Source organism: Parabacteroides sp. AF17-3, assembly GCF_003635445.1.
GTDB classification, from domain to species: Bacteria; Bacteroidota; Bacteroidia; order Bacteroidales; family Tannerellaceae; genus Parabacteroides; species Parabacteroides goldsteinii.
This window is the reverse complement of record NZ_QTMM01000011.1, coordinates 170117-196972: the sequence shown is the minus strand read 5'-3', so window position 1 is coordinate 196972 and position 26856 is coordinate 170117. Positions and strand designations below refer to the sequence as shown.

Below are 26856 nucleotides of genomic sequence, written 5' to 3'. Positions count from 1 at the left end.
AATGATGTTTTATTCAATAATAACACTAATGATTCTGATATCTTTTTTAGGACGGTCATATTGATCTTTCGGCTGGTTGGCAATGATATCCAACACATCGAATCCTTCGGTCAGTTCGCCGAAGATGGTATAAATACCGTCCAGGTGGTGGCATCCGCCGTCTGTGGTGTATGCCTTCCGTTGCTCGTCTGTAAAGATCAGGTGTCCCGGCGTTGCCAGGATCATGGAATCTATCTGGGCGTTGACGGCTGTTACCCGTTTGTTGTATTCCCGTTTGTTGCTTTGTTTCAGCATTTTTAAGTCGACGGCAATAGGACGGTAGAACTTATCCAGCGCTTTTTTTCGTATGTCCTGGTTGGCAATCAATTCCAACGTATCCAGTTCCCCGTTGCGATAGACTTTCCCTTGTACGATAAAGAACTGCGACATATCCGATTTCTTTTCCGGATTGACATCATCGTTTTGACGCGGGGCGGCCAGCGCACCTCTCTTGTGGAAATATTTATCGTTCAACTCCGGCATGATCTCCGCCGACGAATCACCAAAACCGCAACGGGCTCCGGCCGGTGCATTCTTTGAGTCGGGCGCTCCTCCCTGGATCATAAACTCTTTGATCACACGGGTAAAAAGTGTCCCGTTGAACTCGCCTTGTCTGGCCCGGGCGATAAATGTACGGACATGATTCGGGACATCGTCATACAGCCGGGCTTTCATGGTCCCTACGTTCGTGTTGATAATTACTGTCTTTTCAGAGCTTTGAGCATTAAGCCCTGTCGCGGCAAATAACAAAGCAAGTGCTATACGATATATTTTCTTCATGATCTTTTTATTTTTCCCGGGTAAAGATACTGTTTATGTTGTTAAACACAAACTAAATGTATACCTTTGCGAACTTTATTTAATGGCAAAAAGATTTTTTAATATAATAGTATGAATTGGATCAATGATTTATTATGGGGCGAAGGCATTGGCCACTCCATCCTGTTGCTCTCTTTCGTTATTGCGGCAGGTATTCAATTGGGAAAAATTAAAGTATTTGGTGTATCGTTAGGGATCACACTGGTACTGTTTGTGGGGATCATTTTAGGGCATTTCGGCTTTACGATCAATCACAATGTTATCCACTTTTTTAAAGAATTTGGTCTTATATTGTTCGTCTACTCGGTAGGTATGCAGGTGGGACCTGGATTTTTCTCCTCTTTTAAGAAAGGTGGTATTACGTTGAATATGCTGGCTTGCGGGATTGTATTCCTGGGGGTGGTAACAGCTATTATCCTGCATTATGCAACCGGCATTCCGATGCCGACGATGGTCGGTATCCTGTCAGGAGCTGTAACGAATACCCCGGGTCTGGGTGCTGCACAACAGGCATTCTCCGATATGTACGGATCAACGGACAATACGATAGCGTTAGGATATGCAGTTGCTTATCCGTTGGGTGTTATCGGTATTATCCTGTCGATTATATTTATCCGTTACGTGTTCCGGGTTAACTTTGACAAGGAAAACGAACAGTTGAACAATGAAGATGCTTCCCATACGAATGAGGCAAAACCTGTTTCATTAATCGTGAAGAACCCGGCTGTTTTCGGTAAGAGTGTCGGTGAGTTATCAAACCTTCTGGAACATCGTGATTTCGTTATTTCACGTATCTGGCACGATAGCGACAAGCAGATTGAAATCGTATCTGCCAATACCGTATTGATGGAGAATGATAAGGTTTTTGTCATTACTACGGAGCAGGATGCCCAAACGATTAAAACTTTCATTGGTGAAGAGATCGATATGGAGCGTAAACAATGGATTCGTATGGAAAGCCAGTTTATCAACCGCCGTATCCTGATTACAAAACCGGAACTGAACGGTAAGCGTCTGGGTCAGTTGAAACTGCGTAAACTGTATGGTATCAATATAACCCGTATCAACCGTGCCGGTGTCGACCTGGTTGCAACGCCGCATCTGACCCTTCAGGTGGGTGACCGTGTAAATGTAGTAGGTACTGAAACTGCCGTAACGAACGTAGAGAAGGTATTGGGTAACTCGATGAAACGTTTGAACGAGCCGAACCTTATCACTATCTTTATCGGTATTGCTTTAGGTATTGTATTGGGAAGTATTCCTATTACTTTCCCGGGTATTCCCCAGCCGGTAAAATTGGGATTGGCTGGTGGTCCGCTTATCGTGGCTATCCTGATCAGCCGTTTCGGTTATAAATATAAGTTGGTGACTTATACGACTCAGAGTGCCAACCTGATGTTGCGTGAGATCGGTATAACGTTGTTCCTGGCCTGTGTCGGTATCAGTGCGGGTGACGGTTTTGTCGACACGATCGTGAACAATGGAGGTTTTGCCTGGATCGGTTACGGCTTTATCATCACTACCGTACCTTTGCTGATTATCGGTTGTATCGGCCGCTATTTCTGCAAAGTGAATTATTTCACGCTGATGGGTCTGATTGCCGGTAGTACGACCGACCCGCCTGCACTGGCCTATTCAAACGCAACGGCAGGTAACGATGCACCGTCTGTGGGATACGCAACAGTTTATCCGTTGACGATGTTCCTGCGAGTGTTGACAGCACAATTGTTGATATTGTTCTTTGCGTAAACAAACAATTCATAGATAGGAAAGGTGTTTGAGTTTTTATCAGACACCTTTTTTATTGGGGCTAATAGATATTTGCCATACTAACCAGCGGCTCGTACAGCTTCTCGATGTCCTGGGCATCGATTTCAAGAGTCAGCTGGTCGCCGGGCAGGATCGTTTGTCCGGCAGGAGGGAAGTCTTTGCGGTCGCGGTGGATATTGATGATGATGCAGTTATTGGGCAGGTGGAGCGTATCGACCAGCTTCCCGTCGAAATAAGAACCTACCATGACTTCGACATCTAGTATCAGCCGTTTTTCTTCCTGAAAGATCGGCTTCTTGATCATCTCTTCATAAAACATGACGTTGAAAGGCTTTATTTCCAGTAACTCGGTAAAATAATACGTCAGTCCTCCGACAACGATCGAAGGATAAAACACTTCGAAATGGCCGGTGATCTCTGTTATCAGGAGAATAGCGGTGATGGGAGTACGTACCACGGCAACCAGGAATGCAGCCATCCCGATCAACATGACGTAACTTATATTTTCCGGTGCGATGATGCCCTGCTGCACCAGCAATAAGGCACAGATCTTTCCTAATAATCCCCCTGTTACCAGTGTCGGAATAAAACTGCCACCCGGCAGTCCGGATGAAAAGGAATAGACGGTGAACACCATATGCAGCAACATCATCCCGGTTATCCACAGGATACTCTCTTTTCCGCCTAAAGCCTGTTCCATCAGGAACTGTTCGCCGCCTCCGGTCAGGTCCGTTAACGTCAGTGAAATGGTATAGGCCATGATCAGTAATCCCAGCAACTTGATGTATTCCGGTTGTTTTATGGCCGGATATAACCTTTTCACGTAAAGCATCAACAGCGAATAGAACTTTCCGAAAACGGAGACGATGACGGCGAACAAGAGGAATAGTTTGATCTGTAACGAGAATGACAAATCCGGTGCCACGGCATTTATCTCATGATAAGGATTTATGGGAAAGATCATATTGGCAATGGTTCCGGCAACCACCCCGGCCAGTATGGTTGTGATAGCCGTCTTGGGCGCATCAAACCGCTCGATCGATTCGATAACCAGCGTAGCAGCCGCCAATGGAGCGGCAAAGGCAGCCGCCAGTCCGGCTCCGGCACCGGCTGCCAGCAACTGTTTCCGTTCACCGCTCAGGATATGTCCCCATTTACCGACCAGGTCACCGATATACGATCCCATCTGGACGGACGGCCCTTCGCGCCCCATGGAAAGGCCGCTGCTTAATGTCAGTACTCCACCGGCAAATTTAGCCAGCAGTTGCCGTAAAGAATGCTTATATACAATCCTTCCGTTGATCGCCCCGCGTGTTTGTGAAATACCGCCGCCCGATATATAAGGCCATCGCCTCACCATCCAGGCGACAAACAGGAGGACCCCCCAGAAGGTAAGGAAAGCAATAATATGAAGATACCAGGGTGGCGACGATTCAAAGAAATCCTTCCGGTAATTGTAGAATAACTGTAATAAATAGTGATAGGGAACTGCCACCAACCCGGTCAGCAACCCTACAATGAGGCTCACGAAATAGAGCCTGGCATCCACTAGTTTCAGTTTTAATATCCTCCAGTTTACCTTCATAAGCTCGATAAAAACAAGACTGAATCAAGTTTGGTTTTAGCAGAAGTTCATTATCAAATTATCTTTTACATTTGTTCTATATAATCTAATTAAAAAAACAACTTTATGGAAACATCGTATGTAAAAGAAGTAAAAAGAAATTTTCGGGGAAATTTATTGAATTATATGAGTTTTCTTGAAAAGGAGAAAAGTGGATCAGCCCAAAGTACAGCTTCCCTCTATAAGGTAACCCTGGGGCATCTGGAGCGGTTCGTAGGTACGGATATTTTAAAAATGAAGCAAGTGAACCCCCTGTTGGTGAAAGATTTTGTATCTTATCTGCAATCCCTCAATTTAAGTCCTAATTCGGTAACCAACTACACCAGTATATTCCGTACCGTATTCAACAGTGCTGTATCTGAAAATCTGGTTACACCTGAAACAAATCCTTTTCAAAAAATACATCTTCGCCCCATATCCACTTATAAGCGTTCAGTGGGGATACAGGTCATTAAGGATATGACGGAATTGGATTTAAAAGGGAAGAAGCGTCTTGATTTTGCCCGCGATCTGTTCTTGTTCAGTTTTATGGCATGCGGAATGGCGTTTGTTGACTTGGCGCATCTGACACGAAATAATGTACGTGGCAATGTACTTGTCTATTACCGTGTGAAGACAAAAACAGAAATCCGCGTGACGATTACTTCGGGTATGCGTCGTTTATTGGAAAAATATGCCAGGGATAATTCCAACCTGCTATTTCCGGTATTACAATCGGAAAATGTTTCTTATGAGAGATATAAAGTCGCTTTAAGAACATACAACCGACGGTTAGCTACGATAGGGGATATGATAGATTGTCCGGTAAAACTGACCTCTTATGTAGCCCGCCATTCCTGGGCTATGCAGGCAAAAGAAAACTCTGTTCCGGTTGCTGTGATCAGTCAGGCCTTGGGGCATACTTCCGAAAGAACAACACTCTTTTATTTAAAAGAATTGGATCAAAATATCATTGACAGGGTTAATTTGAAAATCATTGACTTTGTGGAAAAATGGGTAAGTAAAAGAAGTTATAAGAATTGACGCTTATTTATAGAATAAGGGTCATTGTCTATAAACTGGTAGGATTATAATTACGAAATCTATACCCTATACTACCAGATAGCTTGAAAATCTTTGACAGTGCAAAAGTAAAAAATTACTATTGATAAAATTGTAGTAAGAAGAAAATTTGTGTCTTAAAAAAGATTAATATTAAGATAATCTTACTGAAATTCATGAAAAAACGATACGGAAAGACCTAAAAATGAAACCATTATGAAATTCAAGATTAACCGCTATAAAACCATTAACTGATCTTAGCAGAACACTCCAACTATCAGAAACAAATAGATTGACATTTATTTAAGGAATCCTGAGTTTTGTAATATTATTTTACTAAATAAACACTATCATTTTTCCATTTCCAGTTTCTTGTCCTTTCCTTTTTCAGACAACTGATTATTTCCGGGTTATATATAGAATGTAAATAGACATCGTTAGTGATTTTTTACTTACTCTCTATATAAATCGTGCTGTTACTGTGTTGATATATAGTGATTTAAACTCAATGACCCTTATTCTATAAATAAGGGTCAAAATAAAAAGCACTAGTATGTCACCCTCAGGAATGGGACTGACGACCTTTGTTATATCAACCCTCAAATAATAAATGCATGTTAACTAATTCATTTTTAGTTGTTTTGGATGTTGTTACCGGAGAGCCATTGAAAAGTAAGATATCTTTATTTCTTTGTTTGATTTTGTCATTTTTCTTTTCTCTGATGTTTCTTCCTCAAATTTTGAATATATCGCGACGCAAACAATTATATGATACGCCGAATAGGCGGAAGTGTCATCATGAAAAAATACCCCGTTTAGGTGGTCTGGCATTTTTTCCTTCCATTGTTTTGTCTATGTCATTAGTAGTCGGTTATCGTTATTTGATTGGTTTTCCGATGAATCATCAATTAAATGGCAATATCTTACTGGAATTTTTATTTTTGTCGGCAGGATGTTTGTTCCTGTATATGACCGGAGTAGAAGATGATTTGATAGGGGTTCGTTATCGTAAGAAATTTTTTATACAATTTGCTGTGGCTTCTTTACTTCCGGTATCCGGCTTTTATCTGGATAATTTATACGGATTGTTTGGGGTGTACATATTGCCGGAATATATCGCGATTCCGTTTACAGTCTTGTTGATCGTTTTTATAACAAATGCGGTCAATCTGATCGATGGCATCGACGGATTGGCAGCGGGAGGGAGTGCTTTCTCTTTCCTGGTGATTGGGCTGATGTTTTCTCTCAAAGGGTTATGGCTATATTCGATGTTGGCTTTTTCGGCGTTGGGTTGCCTGATACCCTTTCTATATTTTAATGTATGGGGCCGTACTGTCAAAGGAACCAAGATGTTTATGGGAGATGCCGGAGCGTTGTCGTTGGGATATCTGTTGTCTTTTCTGGTCATTAAATATGCTGTGTATGTATCGGAAACGGAACCGGATGTAAAGAATCTGGTAATTCCGTTTACCTTATTATTCATTCCGATGTTCGACGTCCTTCGTGTCATGCTGGTACGCGCTATGCACCACCGTCCCTTATTTATTGCCGATAAGAATCATTTGCATCATAAATGTTTGGCTGCGAGCATGACTCATTTACAGGCAACGGAACTTATTCTGGTATTTACAATCGTATTATTGGTCCTGAATAATTGGTTGACAGGCTTCTGTAATATAACTATTATATTGATAGTCGATTTGCTGCTTGGTATCCTGTTGAGTAAATCATTGAAAATATGGAAAAGAAAATGATTTCGGTCATTGTACCGGTTTATAATGTGGAGAAATATCTGCCGGCTTGCCTGGACAGTATTTGCCATCAAACATTGAAAGAACTGGAAATTATACTGGTAGATGACGGCTCGACCGATAACAGCGGGCGTATTGCAGAACAGTATGCCTTGCAGGACAAACGTATCAGGGTGGTACATCAAAGAAACGGAAATCCGGGAGCGACACGTAATGTCGGGTTAGAATTGGCGACAGGAGAATATATCGGATTTGTCGATTCGGATGATTGGATCGAACCGGAGATGTTTTCTTCTCTTTATGCGAAAGCGGAAACGGATAACCTGGATATTGTCGTTACAGGGGTAACAACAGAATGGCTGCGTGATAACCGGAAAAAGGAAAACCGATTTGTAGAATCGATTACAGAATGGCCGGCAGTAACATCACTGGATGCTTTTCTATTGTTGAAAGAGAAAAAAATGTTTGCGGTAGCCTATAATAAATTATACCGCTCCGAGTTACTGAAAAAACAAAAAGTCCGGTTTATGGAAATGTTACCCCATGAAGATTTGGTATTCAACCTGCGTGCATTTTCGTTTGCCGAAAGAATCGGTTTTATTCCGGATAGCAGTCCTTATCATTATTTATGCCGGGATGAGATGAGTGCTGCCGGTTCTTTTTCATCAGACCATTTGCAGGCCTGTCAACTGACGGAAGATGCGTTTCGTCACTTTTTCAGAATACATGACTGGAATAGCAATGATATGGAATCCTATCTGAGGTCTGGAAGAATTACCGATTATTCTGCGTATGCGGCAAGTTTTTATAAAAAGAATTGTCCTCTTACGCGCAGGGAACGTATCGAATGTCTGGAAAAGGAATTTAAGCAAAACGGCTTATTAAGACGGGATCTCATATTGTCACGTCCTGCCGGTTTCCAGCAAAGAATGTTTTATTTCTTTCTGTTTAAAACAACATCCGGAATGACAGATAGTTATTATCGGATTTTATTCTATATGCGGTATCATTTTGATGGTGTTTACCGTATTTTCAGACGACTTATATCTAAATAACATATGATTACCATTGTAATTTTGTATACAGAGCTAATGCCTTATAATGTAATAGTTATAAAGGCGTTGGTCGATAGGGAATGCCATGTACATGTCGTATTGTCGGATTCAAACAAGAAGACACCTTATTTGCCTCCCCAGTTGGAAGGCGTCACGTATTACAACCGTTCTTCGTTTTGGGATCCCGACCATTTATTCCGCTTGGTAAAAAGGTTGGAACCTGATTTGATTTGGACTGCCGGTTGGATAGATCCCTTATATAACGAAGTGGCAGGCAAAGTTCGTAAGCAACTGCATATACCCGTAATAGCCAGTAGCGATACCCAATGGAGAGGGGGAATGCAATGGTTCAATGTCCTGGTATCCCGTTTTCGTCATCGCAGGTGGTTCAGCCATTTGTTTGTATCGGGTGAGCCGCAGGTTGCTTATGCACGTAAATTGGGATTTCGGCAGGAACAGATTCTGATGCATAATTTATCGGCCGATGTGGAGTTATTCCATAACGTCGATTTGAAAATGCGGGAAAAAGAATATCCGCGTCGTTTAGTATTTATTGGTAGATTTTCGAAAGAAAAAGGCTTGGCGTATCTTTTGGAGGCCTGGAATACGATACCGGATCGTAAAAACTGGAAATTGGTATTGATAGGGAACGGACCGGATTATCCTAAACTGAAAGGATATCCGGATGTCGAAATAAAAGATTTTATGCCGCAGGAAGAATTGGCGGAAGAGCTGGAAAAGGCGGGTGCATTTATTTTACCTTCTGTTACCGAACCCTGGGCACTGGTGATACATGAAGCCGCTTGTGCCGGTTTACCGATACTGGCATCCGCTTGTTGCGGTGCCGTGAGTTGTTTTGTGAAAGACGGGGAAAACGGATTTTTGTTTAAGCCGGCGAATAAACGTTCTATTCGTAAAACTATCGAACGTTTTATCCGTTTGCCGGAGTGGCAGTGGGTACAAATGGGGCGGAGAAGCAGGAAACTGTCAGAGAGGATTACACCGTCGAAAGTTGCCGATTGTATTTTAGCCGTATTGAAATGATGGTTGCCACGACGGATATTCTTTCCCGCATTGCATTGCCGGGTGTCCTTTTGTTGACACTGACAAAGGTCATACCTTATTTTTATCCTATTCCGGATAATGTATACTATGCTGTATTTTTAGTCCTTTTTATCTGGTTTGTTTTACGGGGAGGTTTGAAAATATCATACACTTACATACCTTTTCTGGTTGCCTTGTTTATCTCTATCTGGGTGAATGAGATTCCTGCTTATTTTAAAGTATGGTTTCGGGTTCTGGCTTTTTTATCTGTAGTCTTTGCTGTCGGCCCTTTCTTTATAAATCCGTATATGGTTACGTGGAGGCGTTTGCTTTTTGTATATGTGTTAGCGGTTATCCGGTGGATTGTGATAATCTCATTCTTTGCATGGGCATTCAGGTTACCTTTTGTACATGGGTACAGCGGTTTCCGTGGATTGACAAATCAATCCATGCTGCTCGGTCCGTTAGCAGGTATTTCAATGGTATATAGTTTGTACCGTTTTTATTTGTCTTCCGGAATTTGTGAACGATATAAACAAATTGGAATTACGGTTATTTCATTCGCCGTACTATTACTGGCCGGTTCCCGTGCCGCATTGGCAAGTTCTGTTATGGCTGTTGCTTTTTTTTATAGCCGGATTTATCGTCATCGTGTGGAACGGTTGGCACGGCTCGTATTTATGCTGGCTATATTAGCTGTATTGACAGCCGGTATTTGGTGGCCTTATACGGAAAGAATACGTTCTAAAATGGAAGGTGGTAAAATAGCAGGTAGTTTGACCCGTTCACGAGATGATTTATGGGATGCCCGTATGACCGAATTTAAGGGATTTCCCATCTTTGGAGTCGGATTTGCTACCGTAAAGCCTGACTACGCAAAGACAAACAAAGTAAATCTGGAGACCGGGACTATTGAACCGGGGAGCAGTTGGTTATTTCTGCTGTCTTCAATGGGGATAACGGGTTTCCTGGCTTTTTTTATTCCGTATCTGTCTTTTATGTACCGGATGTTCCAAAGGGAATCGGTCGGTATAAATGGCTATTTTTTGGGTTCTCTGTTGTTTTTGTTCTTTTTTCACCTGTTTTTTGAAGGGTATGTAGTGTCTTCGGGGGCCTACTTATGTTTTTTTCTGTGGCTGTTGTTGTCGGAGTGTAATAAAGTAATTAATGTAAAATAATTGTTCGATATGATACAAATCATACCTTCGGAGTTGAAACGTTTGTATAAAGTATTGCCTCGTTTATACAGGTTACGGTTGTTGAAGGTCGGTATTTCTGTTTTTATTATGGCGGTTTTGGATTTGGTGGGGACCGGCGTTTTATTACCTGTTCTATTGCTGGTGCTTAATGAGAATATCATCCTGGAAAATCGCCATATGGCCTTATTTTACAGTTGGATGGGATTTGACAGTATCCGGTCGTTTGTATTTTTTATCTGTATAGTAGTATTGCTTTTTTCAATTATACGTGTTTGTCTGTCTGCCTGGTTGCAGTATAAACAGAACAAACGGTTATTTTATATATCCAGTTATTTGTCCCTTCAGCTTTATCAGAGTTATTATTCACGGGGGTATTTATTCATCAAGCAAAACAACAGCCATAAGTTGATTAATCAGGTCAACAGTGTAGCCGGTAATTTAATACAAGGTTATTTTGTACCTTATGCCCAATTACTTTGTGAGTTTTTTGTTACAACCTCTATTCTGGTCGGATTGATTACATTCAATATCTATGTATTTTTACTGGTCGTTTTCACATTTGTCCCTATTACATGGACCTATTATCGTTTTTCCCGTTCCCGGATAAAAGAATACGGGAAACAGTTGAATCTGTTGAATCCCCAGAGGGGCAAATTATTGCAACAGACATTTATCGGGTTTACGGATATGGAAATGAATAATACTTTTTCCAACAGCTTTTCGCGATTCACGGCCCTGTTGAAAAAACAAAACAGTTTGACTGTCCGTAATTTTATTTTGACTAATTCTTTACAAAAAGTATTGGAGGTGGCTATTGTGTCTTCGGTGGTGGTGTTGATTATTGCAACACAGTTATTTAAACTTCCATCCATAGGGCTGATAGTCGGTATATTTGCCATCGCCGTTTACCGGGTGTTACCGGGTATTATAAAAGGTACGGGATATATTTTTCAGATGCGGGGTAATTCGTTTGCGTTGAACCTGTTATCCGATCTTGAGTCCGGGCAGGTTACACAGGTCATAACGGAACAAGTTCCGATCGAGTTCGGGCATTCGATAACAATCCGGGATATTTGTTTTTCTTATGATGGAAAAGCTCCCATATTCGATCATTATAATCTGGAGATACATAAAGGCGATTTTATTGGTTTCCGGGGAGAGTCCGGTTCGGGTAAATCGACCTTGTTTCATTTGATACTGGGGTTTTTGCAACCGGATTCGGGAGGAGTTTATGTGGATGATGCTCTTTTGTCTGCCGATAAACTGACCTCCTGGCGGAGCCGCATCGGCTATGTGTCGCAACAATTGTTTATGGTGGAAGGTACGTTACTCGATAATATCGTAATGGGGTATAATAGTGAACATCCGGATATGGACCGGATCGACCGGGTTCTCCGTCTGGCTTCGCTGAATCATTTTGTCAGTTCTCTGCCCAAAGGTGTTTATACACCGGTGGGGGAAGGCGGAAGCCTGTTGTCGGGAGGTCAGCGCCAACGGTTGGGGATTGCCCGGGCTTTATACAAGGAAGCAGAGATTCTGATGTTCGACGAAGCGACTTCTTCTCTGGACGAGACAACGGAGCATGCGATCAACGACTCTATTATCCGGCTTTCTGAGGAGTGTCCGGGATTGACGTTACTGGTTATTTCCCATCGTCCGGAATCGTTATCTGTTTGTCGCCGGATCGTGGATATATGTAATATACAATAACAATGTATATTAACTTGGTATGTGATCCCGGGACAAGCCCGGGATCACAGGATAGTGACTTCTGACACCTTCCCGCTAAAGGAAAAGGATTATGCCAGCAATTTCAGCAAATACCCTCCCGTTGCACAGAGAATTAGTGCCGTACCCATTATTTTTTCGGGTGCAGGGAAGGTTTCCCTGATATTGAGAGTATCGCCCCGACCGCTGCCAGCGCCACTTCCGTATTCTGATGGCGGACAGCCAGGATGGCCAGTATCGTCAACCACAGGTTGACCGGGTTTGTGTTTCCCTTTGGCCCGAAAAATCAAACGGGCGATCGTAGTCAGGAAACCGAGGATAGCTTCAAGATATTTCATAGGAATAATTTTAATGTGTCAATATGCCAATATGCAAATGTGCCAATTGAGCGGTTATTTATTTCATATAGTTGCAAATCGTAATCAGCAGTTTCCGGTAGGCTTCGCGGTTGTCGCCGTTTTGTTCGCTGATGTAGCGGCTGTAGGCGATTTCCTTGGCATAAGCCTCGGGATAAATGCTGATGGCAGCAGCCGTCGGATAGACTGTACGGATCAACCGGGCAAAATCAAAGAAACTTTGTTGATCCGATTCGTATATACGAAATTGCAGATGAGAGATTCCTCCGTCCTCTATTTTGAGCGTTTTCGCTCCTTTCCAGTAGAGGGTAGATTGTCCGTATCCGGTAAGTCCGAAATAGTTGTGGTATGTCCGGCAAAGAACACTTTCACCCCAACCGCTTTCGATGGCCGCTTGTGCCAGTATGATATCCGGATTCAGCTTGAAATGTTCCCCGGCCGCCTGTGCAGCCGGAAGGAACTGTTTGAAGAATGCTTGCTTATCCATGCCTATTCGATTTCAGGACGATCTTCGGAACCGCTGCCGCCATTGTTGTTGGCATCGGGATCGATGATCGGTTTCAGCTCTTCAAATTTGGCATTTTTCTTGATATCGGCAAGCATAGTGCCCGATACGTATACGATGCGTGCATCGTTAAAGAGAGAGGTATTGAAATCATCTTTTGTGGCAGCCCCTTTGCTTCCTGCAACCATGCGGAAGTTTCCGAGGCGGCCCATACTGATGATATCGCCTTCTTCGAGGCGTTCCTGCATGACCGAAAGCAAGCCTTCGATCACCAGCATGACATCACCGATAAATGCGGTGCTTCGCATGGCGATCATGCTGCATAACTTTTCGAAACTGACTTTCTTTAATGCCCGGACCTGTGCATAATACAGTTCGGAACCTGCGGCAGCGTCTTTACGCATGTCGGGACGTTTTACGAGGTGATAATTTAAAGCCATGGGAAATAATTTTTTAATTTGACAATGTGCCAATATGCCAAAGGAAATACTCCGAAAGCTATTGACGGTTAACTGGTTGGTTATCGATAACAGTTCAAAGGTACGACGGTGGGAGAGTGTCGTTTCCGGTTAACTCCGGTTGTGTACGGTTATGTATGGATAAAGGCTGATATGTCTGGCTATAAAATGATTTCAGTTGGAATATATGGAGGTAAATGCTTGTTTTTCTGTTATTTATTTTGTAAATTTAAGGCATAAACCAATTAGAAACAGCAGGATATGAATAAGGAAACGGAACAACCGGAAGCACATGTAAAAGTACGTAGTTACGGACTAACAGAGTTGGGTTTGTTATATAACCCGTCCTTGCAGCCCGATTCGGCAGCGAAAGCCATCAAGCGTTGGATTGCCTTCAACAAGGACCTGACAACCGCCTTGCAGCAATCCGGCTGGCGCAAAGGCCAGCGCAAGTTTACACCTTTGCAGACGCAACAGATATTCAGGTTTCTGGGAGAGCCTTGAGAATTGAAAATTAGGAATTGAAAATTGAAAATTAGACAGTACGTACGGTATAATTATTTATCTTTGTGTGATAGTTGCCGATAATGACAAGTAATAATTAGGAAATAGTTTCGATATGAATACGAAAACCAGAAAACTTCCGGTCGGGATACAGAGCTTCGAAAAGGTTCGTGAAGGAGATTTTGTATATGTAGACAAAACCGATTTGTTATATCGATTGGTTCAGTCCGGTAATCCCTATTTTTTAAGCCGTCCGCGGCGTTTTGGTAAAAGTTTGTTTCTTTCGACATTAGAAGCCTATTTTCAAGGTAAAAAGCATCTGTTTAAAGGTTTAGCGGTTGAAAAACTGGAACAGGACTGGAAAATATATCCGGTATTGCATCTGGATCTGAATGCTGAAAAATATGATTCTCCTAAAGCTCTTGAAGCTATTCTGAGTTCTCATCTTACACGGTGGGAAGATTTATACGGGAAAGGAAAAGATGAACAAACCCTTTCCACCCGCTTTGCCGGTATTATTCGCCGTGCAGAAGAAAAAACAGGTATGCAGGTTGTCATATTGGTAGATGAATACGATAAACCATTATTACAAGCATTAGGTAATGAGACTTTGACGATAGAATATCGTAATACATTGAAAGCTTTTTATGGCGTTCTTAAAAGTCTGGATGGCCACCTGAAATTTGTCTTTCTTACAGGAGTAACCAAGTTTGCGCATGTAAGCGTATTCAGTGATTTGAATCAATTGGTAGATATCAGTATGAATTCGGATTATGCGGCTATCTGCGGAATAACATCCGAGGAATTGCGTTCGAATTTTATACCGGAACTAGAGGTCCTTAGTCTTGAAATGAATTTTGCATTGGATGAGACTATCCATCAGATGAAGCTTAAATATGACGGTTATCATTTCCGGGAAGAAACTCCAGGCATATTTAATCCGTTCAGTGTCTTAAATTGTTTACATACGCGTCGTTTTGATAATTACTGGTTTCAAACAGGAACTCTTACTTTTCTGGTTGAATTATTGAAAAAGAGTGATTATGATTTGCGGTTGCTTTTGGAAGGTGTGGAAATGCGTGCTTCTGCTTTTTCGGAATATCGTATGGAGGCGAATAATCCAATACCGCTACTCTATCAAAGCGGTTATCTGACAATCAAAGGATATGATAAAGAGTTTGCTTTATATACATTGGCTTTCCCGAACGAAGAAGTAAAATATGGCTTCGTCGATTTATTTTAAATAATACTGAATTTTTAAAACAGAAGAAAGATATGGCAAAGAAAATACCTTACGGATTGACAGATTATCTTCGTATTGTTACAGAAGATTATTATTATGTGGATAAGACACGATATATTGAGGATTTGGAAAAGACGGCAGCTTTTCTGTTTCTGATCCGTCCGCGTCGTTTCGGAAAGTCTTTGTTCCTGAATATGCTTTACTGTTATTACGATGTGAGATATGCAGATAAATTTGACGAGTTATTCGGCAATCAATATATCGGCAAACATCCAACTTCAGAACAAGGTAAGTATCTGGTACTTTATTTCAATTTCAGTGCCGTTCGTGGAACGGGAGAGGCGTTGGAGGAAAACTTCAACATGTATGCTAAAATACAGATGGAAGCGTTCGCCGACCAGTATGCGTCTTATTTTGAACCCGGCTTCTCACAGGGTATACGGGAATTGAAGTCGGCAGCCAGCCAATTGAATTATATAGGAAAACGTGCCGGTATGTTAGGCTTGTCTATCTACCTGCTGATCGACGAATATGATAATTTTACAAATACGATATTATCCAGTGAGGGTAATAATGTGTATCGTGCCCTGACACATGACTCTGGTTTTTACCGTGGATTTTTCAATATTGTCAAAGCAATTACAACCGGTCCGGAAGCTCCTGTAAAACGAATGTTCATTACCGGTGTGTCGCCTGTAACCCTGGATGATGTAACGAGTGGATTTAATATCGGGACGAATATTACGACGGATGAACAATTTAATTCAATGGTCGGATTCAGTGAATCTGAATTGCAAGAGATGTTATCCTATTATGAATCAGAAGGAATGCTGGTTAACTCAAAAGAAGAACTTGTCAGGTTGATGAAGCCTTGGTATGACAATTATTGTTTTGCCTGGGAATGCATAGGGCAGACTATGTATAACTCTGATATGGTACTTTATTTTTTGAATAATTATTTATTGAAAAAACGTGCCCCTTCCGATATGTTGGACCGTAATATCCGTACCGATTACAGCAAATTGCGTCATTTTATCCGTATCGATAAGATGCAGGAAGAAGGACGTTCGGTTATAACCCGCCTGATCGATACAGGCGAAGTGAACGGAAATGTGATAAAAGAGAGTTTTCCTGCTGAGAATCTGGCTGATCCGGGAAATTTTGTTTCCTTGTTATATTATTTCGGTTTGTTGACTTATGACCGGATAGAATATGGGGAGACGATAATGAAAGTACCGAATCTGGCGGTTCGCGAACAGATTTACGGCTACCTGGTGGAAGCAATGAAAGAACGCGATTCGATTGTTTTCCCGTTTATGGAATTGTCCGACCGTATGCGCCGCATGGCTTATTTTGGAGAATGGGAAGCTGCGTTGGGCTTTTTTGCTGATCAGGTGGATAAGAAAGCTGTCCTTCGTGATGCGATCTATCAGGAATCGACTATCAAAACACTTATGTTAGCCTATATGGGTTTAACGGATTATTTTATCATCTGGCCCGAGTTTGAAGCCGGGCGTGGTTTTTCAGACCTTTACCTGATGCCCAATCTGGCCAATTATCCGGACATGCAATATTCTTACCTGATAGAGTTGAAGTTTCTGAAACGGGATGATACGACAACTAAAGTTGAATCGTTGATGCAGGAAGCAGAAACACAATTGCATAAATATGCATCCGATGAAAAGGTAAAGAGCAGTACAGGTAACACCCGTCTGCGTCTCCTTGCCGCAGTTTACAGAGGCTGGCAACCGGAGGCAATGCAGGAATTTGAGTGATGTTGATACATTCTTTATTCTAGTCCGAAGGTCAGAGAATTACAATCGTATTTAGAATGCATGATGTTTTTGCCGAAAATTACAATCGTATTTAGAAATAATTGAACCTACTTTTCCCTTGATGGAAAAGTAGCCAAAAGATCAAGGCTCAACCGGCTTCACTGCTCCGGTGAAAGACTTCGCTGAAAAATCCGAAACTCGCTTCGCTCAGACAACGGATTTTTTTAACAGCTTCGTCTTCCCCCTTCGCGGACGTTCACCCGCTTAGGCCTTTCCCAGGAAGCTGTGCTTCCTCTTAGGATGGCCGATACCGGTACTTATAGAACAAAAACTTTCGGATTTAACAGGTAGTATCGGCAATCTTAGGAGAACGCAAAGCGTTCTATGAAAGGCCTCATCTGGTGAGCGTAAAGCGAAGTATCCGTAGAGAGCGCCCGGAGGCTGTGCTGTTTGAGCGTAGCGAGTTCACAGACGACAGCGAACGTAGGATACTGAGTAGCGAACCAGATGCAGCCTTGATCTTTTGGTTACTTTTCTATCAAGAGAAAAGTAACATTCAATTCTGATAAATCTTGAACCCAACCTTACCTTTGATTATATTAACGGAACAATCAACATGAAATCGTTTAAAAAACTGGATAAGGGCTACCGCTGTTTTATGTCGGTATTCATTGGCTTTTTAGTGCCTGGATGTAATCTTTGAATCTAATAATAGAATTGATAATCAATGGAAGAAATGCTTGAATGTACTTGTCCTCTTTGTCAGGAGGGCAAATATAAGGGTGAAGACTATTATGTGGATATGTCTTTTCTGAAAAAAGAACGGCCGGTTGGCGTATCCGGATTGTTGCGTGTAAAAAATGATGCCGAGTTCTTGTCGGATTGTATAGAATCATGTATCGATGCTTTGGATGAATTGGTTATCTGCTATCAGGATTGTACGGATAATGCACCGGAGATTATCCGGGAAAAACAGCGGAAGTATCCGGATAAAATCAACGTTTTTTATTATGCTCCTCCGGTCTTCTGTCATGGGTTGACAGAAGAGGCAAAGAAAAATGCCTTTTCTTTGCCTGATTCTTCTATACATAAACTCTGTAATTATTACAATTATACCTTGTCGAAGAGCACTTACCGGTATGCCATGAAAATTGATAGCGATCAGATTTATTTTACAGATAAATTAAAACGATATTGTGATGCTTACCGGGCAGATAATAAAGTCACCTTTTCTTTGGGGGATTATTTTGGAAAATATTATGAGAAGATATATCGACGGATCATGGTGAAATATACTTTTTTATCCTCCTTTGATTTATTTTCAAGAATACCTGCGATACGTGATTTTGTTTTTCGGAAATATGAGAATTATATTATTAAAGAGGTTATTAATAATAAGTATGCCGTTTCTATGTCCGGTATTAATTTGGGGTATAAACAAGGAGAGTGGCATATTTGCAGATTGGGCAAATTAATATATAATGGAACGGTCGACCATTTGATTTTTGGTATAACAGAAGATACTTTTTATATAACCAGCGTAGGTAGGAAAAATCCGATTGAGGTTATGAGATATAATAAACCGATTTTATTTGGAGGATGGTTCTGGTATCATTTACAAGGAATGCGAACGAATTCGTATCAAAATATTAAAGAATGGATCGTTCTAACGTCAAAATTAACATGGAACACAGTATCTGCTGATTGGAATTATTTCCAGAAAGGAATATGGTTATTCTGTGGACAGTATGAAAAGAATCTGCCGATTCCCGCTCTGCTATTGAAAGAAACGGCTCGTAATATATCAAAAAGAAATAATTCGTATTAAAAACTTACATAAATCATGCGAAAAATAATTAGTATATGAAAAATAATCAAGTACATTATTATTGGCTGGATCTGATTCGTTTTCTGGCTGCATTTTTGGTTCTTTCATCTCATTTTAGAGGAGCTTTTTTTGTGGAATATGGATTACTTCCCGCTGAACAGCAAAATGCTTTTATTTCTTTTTTTTATTTAGTGACTCGTTTAGGTCATGAGGCGGTTCTGATTTTTTTTGTGATGAGTGGTTTTTTGGTGGGAGGACGTGTGATTGAACGATTAAAAAACGGTGTTTTTGATTTGAAGAGTTATGGAATAGATCGTTCGGTTCGTATTTTGTTACCATTGGTCTCAACATTGTTATTTCTTATACTCACAAACTTTATTCAAGGTATTGATACGGACTGGATAGCTTGGTTTGGAAATTTACTGTCGCTCCAAGGTATTTATTGTTCCAGCGTGATTGATCCTTTATGGTCCTTGTCGTATGAAGTTTGGTTTTATATTTTAGCAGGCTCCCTGGCAATGCTTTTAAAAAAGCATACAAATGGAATAGCTATTCCATTTGTATTATTATTAATTTGTTTGTTGGTTTTTACAAAACTGAACTCAGTCTATCTCTTCATTTGGGTTATGGGAGCTGTTACCTATTGGGTGCAACCTAAAATATGTAATAAGTTTTTATTGTGTGTGGCTTTATTGGCTATGATTATATTGATAGGAACTTTGCAGTTTACTCGCGTATCACGTTCGCTTTCTTTGGGAGAATATAGTTCTTTTTTACCGAATAGAGATGCATTGGAGTTGTTGTTTTCTTTTACTTTTTGTTTGTTTTTGCAGCAAGTGATTTTGATTCGTCCGGTTAATAGTCTTGCTAGATTTATAAATAGCATGGGCACGAAGTTTGCTGCATTTTCATATACTCTTTATTTAACCCATATGCTTGTTCTTCGGTTACTGGAATATTATGGGGCACCGAAAAGTACGAGTGTAAATTGGTTTTCCGTAGGGTATTACATAGGGGAACTGATTTTGAGTATGATAGTCGCCTATTTTATTTATTGGATATTTGAAAAACGTACGGCTACGGTGAAATCATGGTTAAAAAACAGGCAATTCTCGTGCCGCATTCCATGTCTATCGAAAAGAGATAATTAGTATTAAAATTTTACATAAATCATGCGAAAAAGAATTTTAGAAGGGATTGCCGGTATTGGTTTACTGGCTGTTCTTCCGGCTTGTAGTACTCAAAAACAAGCAATAATGCCGGAAGATGTGTATGCTGTGGCACGTACCGTACAAACCGGAACGGAGCAGGAAGCAGGGAGCGATAAACAACAGGGGCAAATATCCCGGAATGTGGAAATCCCCCAGTTGCAGGTCGATGCCCAGTCTGTTTATAACCGGATGATTAATTATATCGTTCCGGAAGAAGAGTTGGCTCCGGTGTTATTGAAGGAGCAATTGGCTGTTTACATTGATTTTCCGGCCGGTGGTGTTCAGGTGAACCCTAAATACGGAAATAATTCTGCCGAACTGGCAAAGCTGGAAGGACATTTGAAAACCTTGCTGCAATCTGCTGACGGCTTTGTAAAAAACATCCGTATCATCGGTTACGCCTCTCCCGATGGGAACACGAAGGATAATGAACGCCTGGCAGGCAACCGTGCCGTCCAGTTTAAAAACTATCTGCAGAAACAATTCAAACTGCCTGTAACCTGCCAGGTCTCTGTCGATTGGGTAGGAGAAGACTGGGACGGTTTGCAAGGTTTGATCTCCGCGTCGGATAAAAAATACGGCAGCCGTGTACAGACTATCTTCCAACTGACCGACGATCCGGATAGCCGTCGTAAACAGATAAAAGCCATAGATAACGGTGCCGTTTATAAAGATATCGAAAAGAGTTTTTTCAGCCGTTTACGCCGGATGGAACTGACAGTCGAGACAGAAGCGCAACAACCCACCCTGACTGATCCTCAATTGATCGAAACGATATATACCCACCCGGAAAAAATCTCATTACCTGATTTTATCCGTTTGGCCTCTTTCTATCGTCCGGGCACCGAACAATACCGTGAAGTATATGAGGTAGCCGCCTATACCTATCCCTCCTGTGCTGTCGCCCTGCTGAATGCCGCTGCCGCATCGTTGGCATTAGGTGATAAAGAAGCGGCCCGCCACTTTTTCCAACAGGTAGGCGATGATCCGCGCGCTTACAATAACCAGGGAGTTTTATTGCTGATGGAAGGAGATAAAGAAGGAGCTGCCTCTTATTTTCGTAAGTATCTTCCCCTGAATCCGAGAGTAGCCCGTGAAAACCTGAGAATGATAAATGAATAGTTTTTGGATCAACTAAATGAATTTGAATATGAAAAAGAAAATACGCTGCAATTTTGTCGATTTCTGGCCGAATTTTGATTATAGGTTTACCTTATGGTTCTTATTGGATGAATATGAGTTTCTGATAGATAAAGAGCATCCGGATTATTTATTCTATTCCTGTTTTGGCAATGAACATTTGTTTTATGAAGACTGTATCCGGATTTTTTGGAGTGACGAAAACGTTGTGCCCGATCTTAATTTATGCGATTATGCTTTGAGTTTGAGTAACCTTCAATGTGATGACAGAACTTTTCGAAAATATAGCGGGTTTTTGTATAGAAAGGATTCTCATTTGATTTTACCGGTTTTAAAAGAGGAAGCGTTGCTTAACCGTAAATTCTGCAATTTTGTTTATTCCAACAACACTTGTGCCGTCCCTTATCGGGAGTTGTTCTTTAAAGCTTTATCCGGTTATAAACGGATTGATTCCGGTGGTGCTTTTTTGAATAATATGGGTAAGAGGGTAGCCGATAAGAGACAATTCTTGCGTGATTATAAATTCACTTTGGCAATCGAGAACTCGAGCTTACCGGGCTATGCGACTGAAAAAATTTTGGAGCCATTTCTGGCCCAATCGTTACCACTTTATTGGGGCAGCCCCACTGTCAGTTCGGATTACCATCCGAACTCGTTTGTTAATCTGATGAATTATTCTTCCATAGAAGAAGCTATCGAGGAGATTATCCGCCTGGATAAAGACGATGCTGCTTATCTGGAAAAAATGATGATGCCCTTTTGGCCTTATGGGGCGGATTTTGAAGACTTTCGAGATAATGAGATAAAAAAAATAAAGGATTTTTTCATCTATATTTTTGAGCAACCTTTGGATAAAGCCGGTCGCCGGGTACGTTATGGCTGTAACAAATTTACTATTATGAGACGAAGGAGATATTATGCTCCGACATTCCTTGAATTGTCAAAAACTATGACTAAAAAACTATTGAAGAAAAAATAAGGGTGTTTTGAAATGTTAAGACCAGTCTTTTAACTTCAAAATAAGGGACTTTTACAATCAAAGGTCATGACCTTTTTTTAGGAAATAAGCAACCCATTCCCGGCCTAATACATACAACAATGGATAAAAAAAATTATGCAGGCTTGCGGGAGGAGATCCGTTATCTTTTCCGACTTTTAAAGTGAATATTCAACAACAACCGGATCCGGTACGAACGGTTATGGAGATAGCTGTCTTTTTACGTGAATCGGGTGATATCGATAATGAACAATGGCATAAATTTTCCCGCCGTTTTTTTACGGAATATCGCGATACGATCATGCAGTATTACGGTTATGAAAGCCAGCTGTATTATGCGCCACCCAGGGTATTGGTTTACCCACGCTTCTTTATTGCAGTTATGTCGGTTTTATTGGAGCTGGGAATTATCAGAGCTAAAAAAGGGCAATTGGTTAAAACGCTTTGCGGTATGTTTTGTTTTGACCAGGAACTTTCCACTGTCCGCAGATGGTTTTACGAGATGCCCCCTGAATATGAAGAGATTTTAACAACGTTTAAAGATTTATTTTGCACACTAAAAATCAAGAAATAAATTATTAATCGGCTGGGAATGAGTTTGCTTTGTTCTTGTTTTCCCGGTTTTTGGTGTACTCCGCCCAGTGGTATACCGGATGTATATTTACATCATGGGGTAAGCGGGCAGGAGTGTCCTGAATGATTTTTTGATTGCACGTTTCTTTGTATTAGTTATAATAATATTCATTCTATATTAAAGAGGCCGTACGAACCGTTGTCAAGGTAATGTCTTATAACCATCTTCTACCGTTTGATAATCAAAATTCGTAATCTGTCACAAAAGCGCGCTTTTACCTGTCACGTTTGAATTAGTAACTAAAAAGGTTGTAAAAATGAAAAAACGTAAGGAAAACATGACACCGGATTACCGGAAGTCGGGCTACCTGAAAGTGGGTAGAAGTGTGTTGCGCGCATTTTTTATGGGAGAACGCGATCTCCGTGAGTTGGCTAGTATTTTGCTCTGTGTCGAAACTTTTGCCTATTTCAGCGAAGGACAGGTTTGGCTGAACGATCAGGTTTATTTCTGTCATCCGGGAGAGTGGATCACTTCGTACACGGAGATCGAGGAACTGACGGGTATCGATCGCCGCCAGGTGAAGAAGTATCTGGTGAAGCTGGAAAAGCAACATTTCGTACTTGTGTCGAATGTCGGTTTTTACAAGCGGATTGCGTTGGTCAATTATGAACAATCCGTACAGGTGCAACATGGGGAACCGGCGGACCATAATCCGAACGAAACCGACCGGAATAATTCCGGCGGTAGTATTTGGGATGAAGCGATGAATTTTTATAATCCGGGTAATGATCAGAAAGGGGCGGTGAACTGATGAACACACAAAAGAACATGCAGTCTCAGCCGAACACGAACCTTCGGCTGGAACAAGCCGTGATAGCCGGCTTGTTGGTGAGTCCGGAAGCGATATTCGATGTGGCGGACCGGTTACAGCCGGATATGTTCAGCGACAACCGGATCGGTTTTGTCTACCGGGCGGTACTTTCGCTGATGGCCTCCGGAACAGCTGTCGATATGCTGACCGTAGAGAATGAGATGCGACGGCTGGATAACGGCTTGTATATACAGTTGAATGGATTATCGTTTCTGTCGGATATGTTGCTGGACGTACGTAGCGATGCCCATATCCGCATTCATGCCGACGAGCTGGTCCGTTGTTATACCTTGCGTCAGCTGGTGAATGAGTTGAAGAAAAAAGAGACGGAGGCGCAATTGCCCTCCGCCGATGTTACAGCGTTGTTGACGGGGATAGAGGATCTGGCAGGCTCTTTACGTGATGGCATGGCACATGTCTCGTCGATGGAGAATGCCGGTGCGGTAGCAGCCCGTGTGTTGGATAAATCGTATCGTGAACAGGCTTTGCTTGAATCCGGGGAAATCAGCCGTCTCTTTTTCGGTTTGCACGACCTGGATGCGATGACGGGAGGACTTTACAAAGAGGAATTGACGGTTGTTGCCGGACGTCCTTCCATGGGGAAATCAGCGGTTGCTCTATGGATGGCACTCCATCAGGCGCGGCAAGGTACGGCAGTCGCCTATTTCAGTGTGGAGATGAGCAAAGAGCAAAATGTGATGCGACTGCTTTCGATGATCAGCGGAGTCAATGCGGATAGCCTGCGTTTTAAAGGTACTACAGCCTCTGACCGTGCCCGGTTGGAAGAAGCAAAGAAGGAACTGGAGCGGTTGCCGCTCACCTTGGAGTATTGCGGATCGGACACGATCGAAGATATGCGTGCCAAAGCCCAGTCTTTGCATAAGAAAGGCTGGTTGGGAGTTTTATATATCGATTATCTGAATCTGATCAATATTATTCTATCAAAAAATGATTTGCAGGAGACAACTGATCTGGCCTTGGGCAACATCGCCCGTAAGGCGAAACTGATGGCGGAAGAGATGAAAATCCCGGTGGTTTTGCTGGCCCAGTTAAACCGTGATGTCGATCGCCGCCAGGGGAGTCATTTCCCGATGCTGAGCGATTTGCGCAATTCCGGTGCGATAGAACAGGTGGCGGATGGGGTCATATTCGTTTATCGTGCCGAGAAGTACAATATTTTTTATGATCCGAAGACAAAGGAAGATTTGCGGGGAGTGGGCATGTTGCTGGTTGCTAAAAACCGTAACGGGGCAACAGGAATAGCCAAATTCCGCTACAATCCGGCAATGACCTGCCTGACGGATTATGATCCGAGAATAATATGAACCGGATAGATCGTATCAAACAAGTGGCTCGTTTGGAGGAGGTGGTTGAACGCTATCTGCCTCTGAAACGGAGCGGAAGTTCGGCAAAGACGCTGGTAGGGCTTTGCCCGTTTCATGCCGACCGGCATCCGTCATTGTGTGTGAATGTGAAAGAACAATATTATAAATGTTTTGCTTGTGGCGAGGGAGGCGACCTGTTCAAATTCGTACAGCAGATAGAGGGTTGCGATTTCCGTACGGCATTGAAGAAGCTGACGGGGTGGTACGGTTTGCCGGATACCGGAGAGGATTACCAACCGGTCAAATATCCTCCGGTACGACCGAAGCAACAGCCGGCACCGGTAGAACCGGTCAGCCAACTTTGTATAAACAGCCTGCTCCGCAGCCATCGGATGATATTCGATTTGCTGGAAACCTATATTCCGGAAGCGGATATTCTCCGCGAAACATATAAAGCGTTTGAAGTAGGCGTAGCTCCAACTTCTTTACCTGCCTCTTATACGGATTTGTGTGGCCGTATTATCTTTCCGATACGGAATGAAAAGGGAGAACTGATTGCTTTTGCCGGACGATACCAAGGAGAAACGGAAGGGACGGATATCCGTAAATACATCAATTCGCCGGATAGTCCGGTTTACCATAAAAGCGAAATTTTATATGGCTTATATCAGGCCCTGGAGGCAATTCGTGAACATCATTTTGTTTATATCACCGAAGGATACAAAGATGTGTTGGCCATGCACGCCGCCGGGTTCCGGAATACGGTGGCCTTATGCGGAACGGCATTAACCGAACAACATATAACGTTACTCAGCCGGTATACCCGGTACGCCATTATTATGCTCGACGGTGATGAAGCCGGGCAAACGAACGGGATACGATCGGCACGCTTATTGGTTGAAAAAGGCTTTTCGGTCGGCCGGATCGTTCTCGAACCGGAGCATGATCCGGATTCCCTGCTTTGTATGATGGGACGCGAAGATTTTACCGGATATATAAGACGATTGACCCGTTTCAGCCGGTTGGAAGTTTATGAAACCGACCTGCTGCGGCAGATCAGAAAAATTTTGGAAGACTTACATCTGGCTTTAACTATTGAGGAACGGACACGTTTATTTGCCGAAATGATTCCCTTACATAAACGCTTGGAAAAAGTGACACGGCTGCTGGCACATTCTCCGGTCTTGAAGGCGGAATGGTTATTGGATTAGTCGTTGAAAAATCAATAAATTCAAAATAATTTTTAAAATAGAATATATGATTGTTGACCGAGAACGCAAAGTGATATACTTGCACAATCCGAAATGTGGCGGAACATTTTTAAGAGATATTTATATTGAGGAGTATGGCAAAACAGAGGCTACGAAATGGTGGAAACTTTTTTCAAAAGAATATGGAACAGATTTGGGCCATATAACGTATGATGATTTGCCTCGTTTTATACCGAAATGGGAGGATTACAGGCTTGTTACGATGATCCGGAATCCTTATAATCGTTTTTATTCCGGAATAAAGGAACTGAAAGGTCACCTGGTTCCATTTGAGTTTTGTCGCATAAAATGCTCAGGGCATTTAAAAGATGAAGAATGGTTGAGTTTGAACAAATTCCAAAAAGCATATGACTTTTTGCGAAGTATCTGTCCCGGGACAGATACCCGTCTTCTGGTGAAGCGATGTTCAGCTTCACCAGAAGACACTTGTAAATATATTTCTTCATTAAAGCGTAGTAAGCAGGATGTTCTTTTGCGAAACAAAAGAATTCCCTGGATAACTCCCCAAAGTTACTATATAGCTGAGAAAGTAGAACTATTACGGTATGAGTCGGAAAGCGATTGGGAAAAATTACTGGGTATTTTCGGATTGTCCGCGTATAAAAAACATTTGAAAATAGCAAAGGACTATGAGATACCGGACGCTATTCGCGAGATGATTGAAAAGCTTTATCCGGAGGACCGGGAGTTATTTCTGATGTATGGTGATAAATAATCAATAGAAATTT

General features: G+C 41.9%; 24 protein-coding genes and 1 pseudogene. 20 read left to right on the top strand and 5 right to left on the bottom strand.

Features of this window, described 5'->3' with window-relative positions; genetic code table 11:
* Positions 1-9: 9 nt before the first annotated feature.
* The gene (locus DWW91_RS15910) at positions 10-819 is read right to left on the bottom strand and encodes a peptidylprolyl isomerase (protein ID WP_122328305.1); all 810 of its coding nucleotides are present in this window, start codon (positions 817-819) and stop codon (positions 10-12) included.
* Positions 820-930: 111 nt separating this feature from the next.
* Between DWW91_RS15910 and DWW91_RS15905 the strand changes: the two genes are divergently transcribed.
* Complete coding sequence (locus tag DWW91_RS15905) at positions 931-2607, top strand: putative transporter (RefSeq protein ID WP_007659165.1); 1677 nt, start codon at positions 931-933, stop codon at positions 2605-2607.
* Between the two features lie 61 nt (positions 2608-2668).
* Here DWW91_RS15905 and DWW91_RS15900 read toward each other — a convergent pair whose 3' ends face one another.
* On the bottom strand, positions 2669-4213 hold the full coding sequence (locus DWW91_RS15900; RefSeq protein WP_122328304.1) for a ClC family H(+)/Cl(-) exchange transporter: 1545 nt from the start codon (positions 4211-4213) through the stop codon (positions 2669-2671).
* Between the two features lie 105 nt (positions 4214-4318).
* On the opposite strand from DWW91_RS15900, the gene DWW91_RS15895 reads away from it, so the two are divergent.
* The 6 genes from DWW91_RS15895 to DWW91_RS15870 all read left to right on the top strand — a co-directional run bounded on the left by DWW91_RS15895 (position 4319) and on the right by DWW91_RS15870 (position 12052).
* On the top strand, positions 4319-5275 hold the full coding sequence (locus DWW91_RS15895) for a site-specific integrase (protein WP_122328303.1): 957 nt from the start codon (positions 4319-4321) through the stop codon (positions 5273-5275).
* 914 nt (positions 5276-6189) lie between these two features.
* The gene (locus DWW91_RS15890; RefSeq protein ID WP_233584504.1) at positions 6190-7047 is read left to right on the top strand and encodes an MraY family glycosyltransferase; all 858 of its coding nucleotides are present in this window, start codon (positions 6190-6192) and stop codon (positions 7045-7047) included.
* Positions 7032-8099 carry a glycosyltransferase gene (locus DWW91_RS15885; protein ID WP_048317761.1) on the top strand — a complete coding sequence of 356 codons (1068 nt, stop codon included), beginning with the start codon at positions 7032-7034 and terminating at the stop codon, positions 8097-8099. The genes DWW91_RS15890 and DWW91_RS15885 overlap by 16 nt, the downstream gene beginning before the upstream one ends.
* 3 nt (positions 8100-8102) lie before the next feature.
* On the top strand, positions 8103-9143 hold the full coding sequence (locus tag DWW91_RS15880; protein ID WP_048317763.1) for a glycosyltransferase family 4 protein: 1041 nt from the start codon (positions 8103-8105) through the stop codon (positions 9141-9143).
* Complete coding sequence (locus DWW91_RS15875; protein ID WP_232312623.1) at positions 9047-10321, top strand: O-antigen ligase; 1275 nt, start codon at positions 9047-9049, stop codon at positions 10319-10321. Before DWW91_RS15880 ends, DWW91_RS15875 begins: the two co-directional genes overlap by 97 nt.
* A gap of 9 nt (positions 10322-10330) precedes the next feature.
* Positions 10331-12052, top strand: a complete 1722-nt coding sequence (locus tag DWW91_RS15870) for an ABC transporter ATP-binding protein (protein ID WP_048317766.1) — start codon at positions 10331-10333, stop codon at positions 12050-12052.
* An 89-nt stretch (positions 12053-12141) separates the two neighbouring features.
* On the opposite strand, the gene DWW91_RS15865 is transcribed toward DWW91_RS15870, so the two are convergent.
* The 3 genes from DWW91_RS15865 to DWW91_RS15855 are packed head-to-tail and all read right to left on the bottom strand — an operon-like array spanning position 12142 to position 13371.
* Positions 12142-12408: a hypothetical protein gene (locus DWW91_RS15865; protein ID WP_010803441.1), complete on the bottom strand. Its 267-nt coding sequence runs from the start codon at positions 12406-12408 to the stop codon at positions 12142-12144.
* A gap of 58 nt (positions 12409-12466) precedes the next feature.
* Complete coding sequence (locus DWW91_RS15860; RefSeq protein ID WP_046146878.1) at positions 12467-12913, bottom strand: glucosaminidase domain-containing protein; 447 nt, start codon at positions 12911-12913, stop codon at positions 12467-12469.
* A gap of 2 nt (positions 12914-12915) precedes the next feature.
* Complete coding sequence (locus DWW91_RS15855) at positions 12916-13371, bottom strand: HU family DNA-binding protein (protein WP_010803439.1); 456 nt, start codon at positions 13369-13371, stop codon at positions 12916-12918.
* 279 nt (positions 13372-13650) lie between these two features.
* Between DWW91_RS15855 and DWW91_RS15850 the strand changes: the two genes are divergently transcribed.
* From DWW91_RS15850 to DWW91_RS15795, 13 genes and pseudogenes are all read left to right on the top strand, one after another.
* Positions 13651-13893, top strand: a complete 243-nt coding sequence (locus DWW91_RS15850; protein WP_007659180.1) for a DUF4248 domain-containing protein — start codon at positions 13651-13653, stop codon at positions 13891-13893.
* A gap of 115 nt (positions 13894-14008) precedes the next feature.
* Positions 14009-15127 (top strand): annotated as a pseudogene (locus tag DWW91_RS15845) (AAA family ATPase); the annotation flags it as partial.
* Between the two features lie 41 nt (positions 15128-15168).
* On the top strand, positions 15169-16911 hold the full coding sequence (locus DWW91_RS15840) for an ATP-binding protein (RefSeq protein ID WP_122328301.1): 1743 nt from the start codon (positions 15169-15171) through the stop codon (positions 16909-16911).
* Positions 16912-17312: 401 nt separating this feature from the next.
* On the top strand, positions 17313-17477 hold the full coding sequence (locus DWW91_RS27690; protein ID WP_158599459.1) for a hypothetical protein: 165 nt from the start codon (positions 17313-17315) through the stop codon (positions 17475-17477).
* 161 nt (positions 17478-17638) lie between these two features.
* Entirely contained in the window at positions 17639-18739 is a 1101-nt protein-coding gene (locus DWW91_RS15835) for a hypothetical protein (RefSeq protein WP_053078069.1), read from the top strand.
* 35 nt (positions 18740-18774) lie between these two features.
* Positions 18775-19890 carry an acyltransferase gene (locus tag DWW91_RS15830; protein ID WP_122328300.1) on the top strand — a complete coding sequence of 372 codons (1116 nt, stop codon included), beginning with the start codon at positions 18775-18777 and terminating at the stop codon, positions 19888-19890.
* A gap of 21 nt (positions 19891-19911) precedes the next feature.
* Complete coding sequence (locus tag DWW91_RS15825) at positions 19912-21072, top strand: OmpA family protein (RefSeq protein WP_122328299.1); 1161 nt, start codon at positions 19912-19914, stop codon at positions 21070-21072.
* A gap of 28 nt (positions 21073-21100) precedes the next feature.
* On the top strand, positions 21101-22069 hold the full coding sequence (locus DWW91_RS15820) for a glycosyltransferase family 10 domain-containing protein (protein ID WP_122328333.1): 969 nt from the start codon (positions 21101-21103) through the stop codon (positions 22067-22069).
* Between the two features lie 181 nt (positions 22070-22250).
* Positions 22251-22661, top strand: a complete 411-nt coding sequence (locus tag DWW91_RS15815) for a hypothetical protein (protein WP_224264961.1) — start codon at positions 22251-22253, stop codon at positions 22659-22661.
* Positions 22662-22977: 316 nt separating this feature from the next.
* Positions 22978-23472 (top strand): hypothetical protein, encoded by a 495-nt coding sequence (locus DWW91_RS15810; RefSeq protein WP_122328297.1) that lies wholly within the window; start codon positions 22978-22980, stop codon positions 23470-23472.
* The gene (locus DWW91_RS15805) at positions 23472-24857 is read left to right on the top strand and encodes a DnaB-like helicase C-terminal domain-containing protein (protein ID WP_122328296.1); all 1386 of its coding nucleotides are present in this window, start codon (positions 23472-23474) and stop codon (positions 24855-24857) included. The genes DWW91_RS15810 and DWW91_RS15805 overlap by 1 nt, the downstream gene beginning before the upstream one ends.
* The gene (locus DWW91_RS15800; protein ID WP_122328295.1) at positions 24854-26068 is read left to right on the top strand and encodes a DNA primase; all 1215 of its coding nucleotides are present in this window, start codon (positions 24854-24856) and stop codon (positions 26066-26068) included. Before DWW91_RS15805 ends, DWW91_RS15800 begins: the two co-directional genes overlap by 4 nt.
* Before the next feature lie 46 nt (positions 26069-26114).
* Positions 26115-26843, top strand: coding sequence for a sulfotransferase family 2 domain-containing protein (locus DWW91_RS15795; protein WP_122328294.1), 729 nt, complete (start codon positions 26115-26117; stop codon positions 26841-26843).
* Positions 26844-26856: the final 13 nt, after the last annotated feature.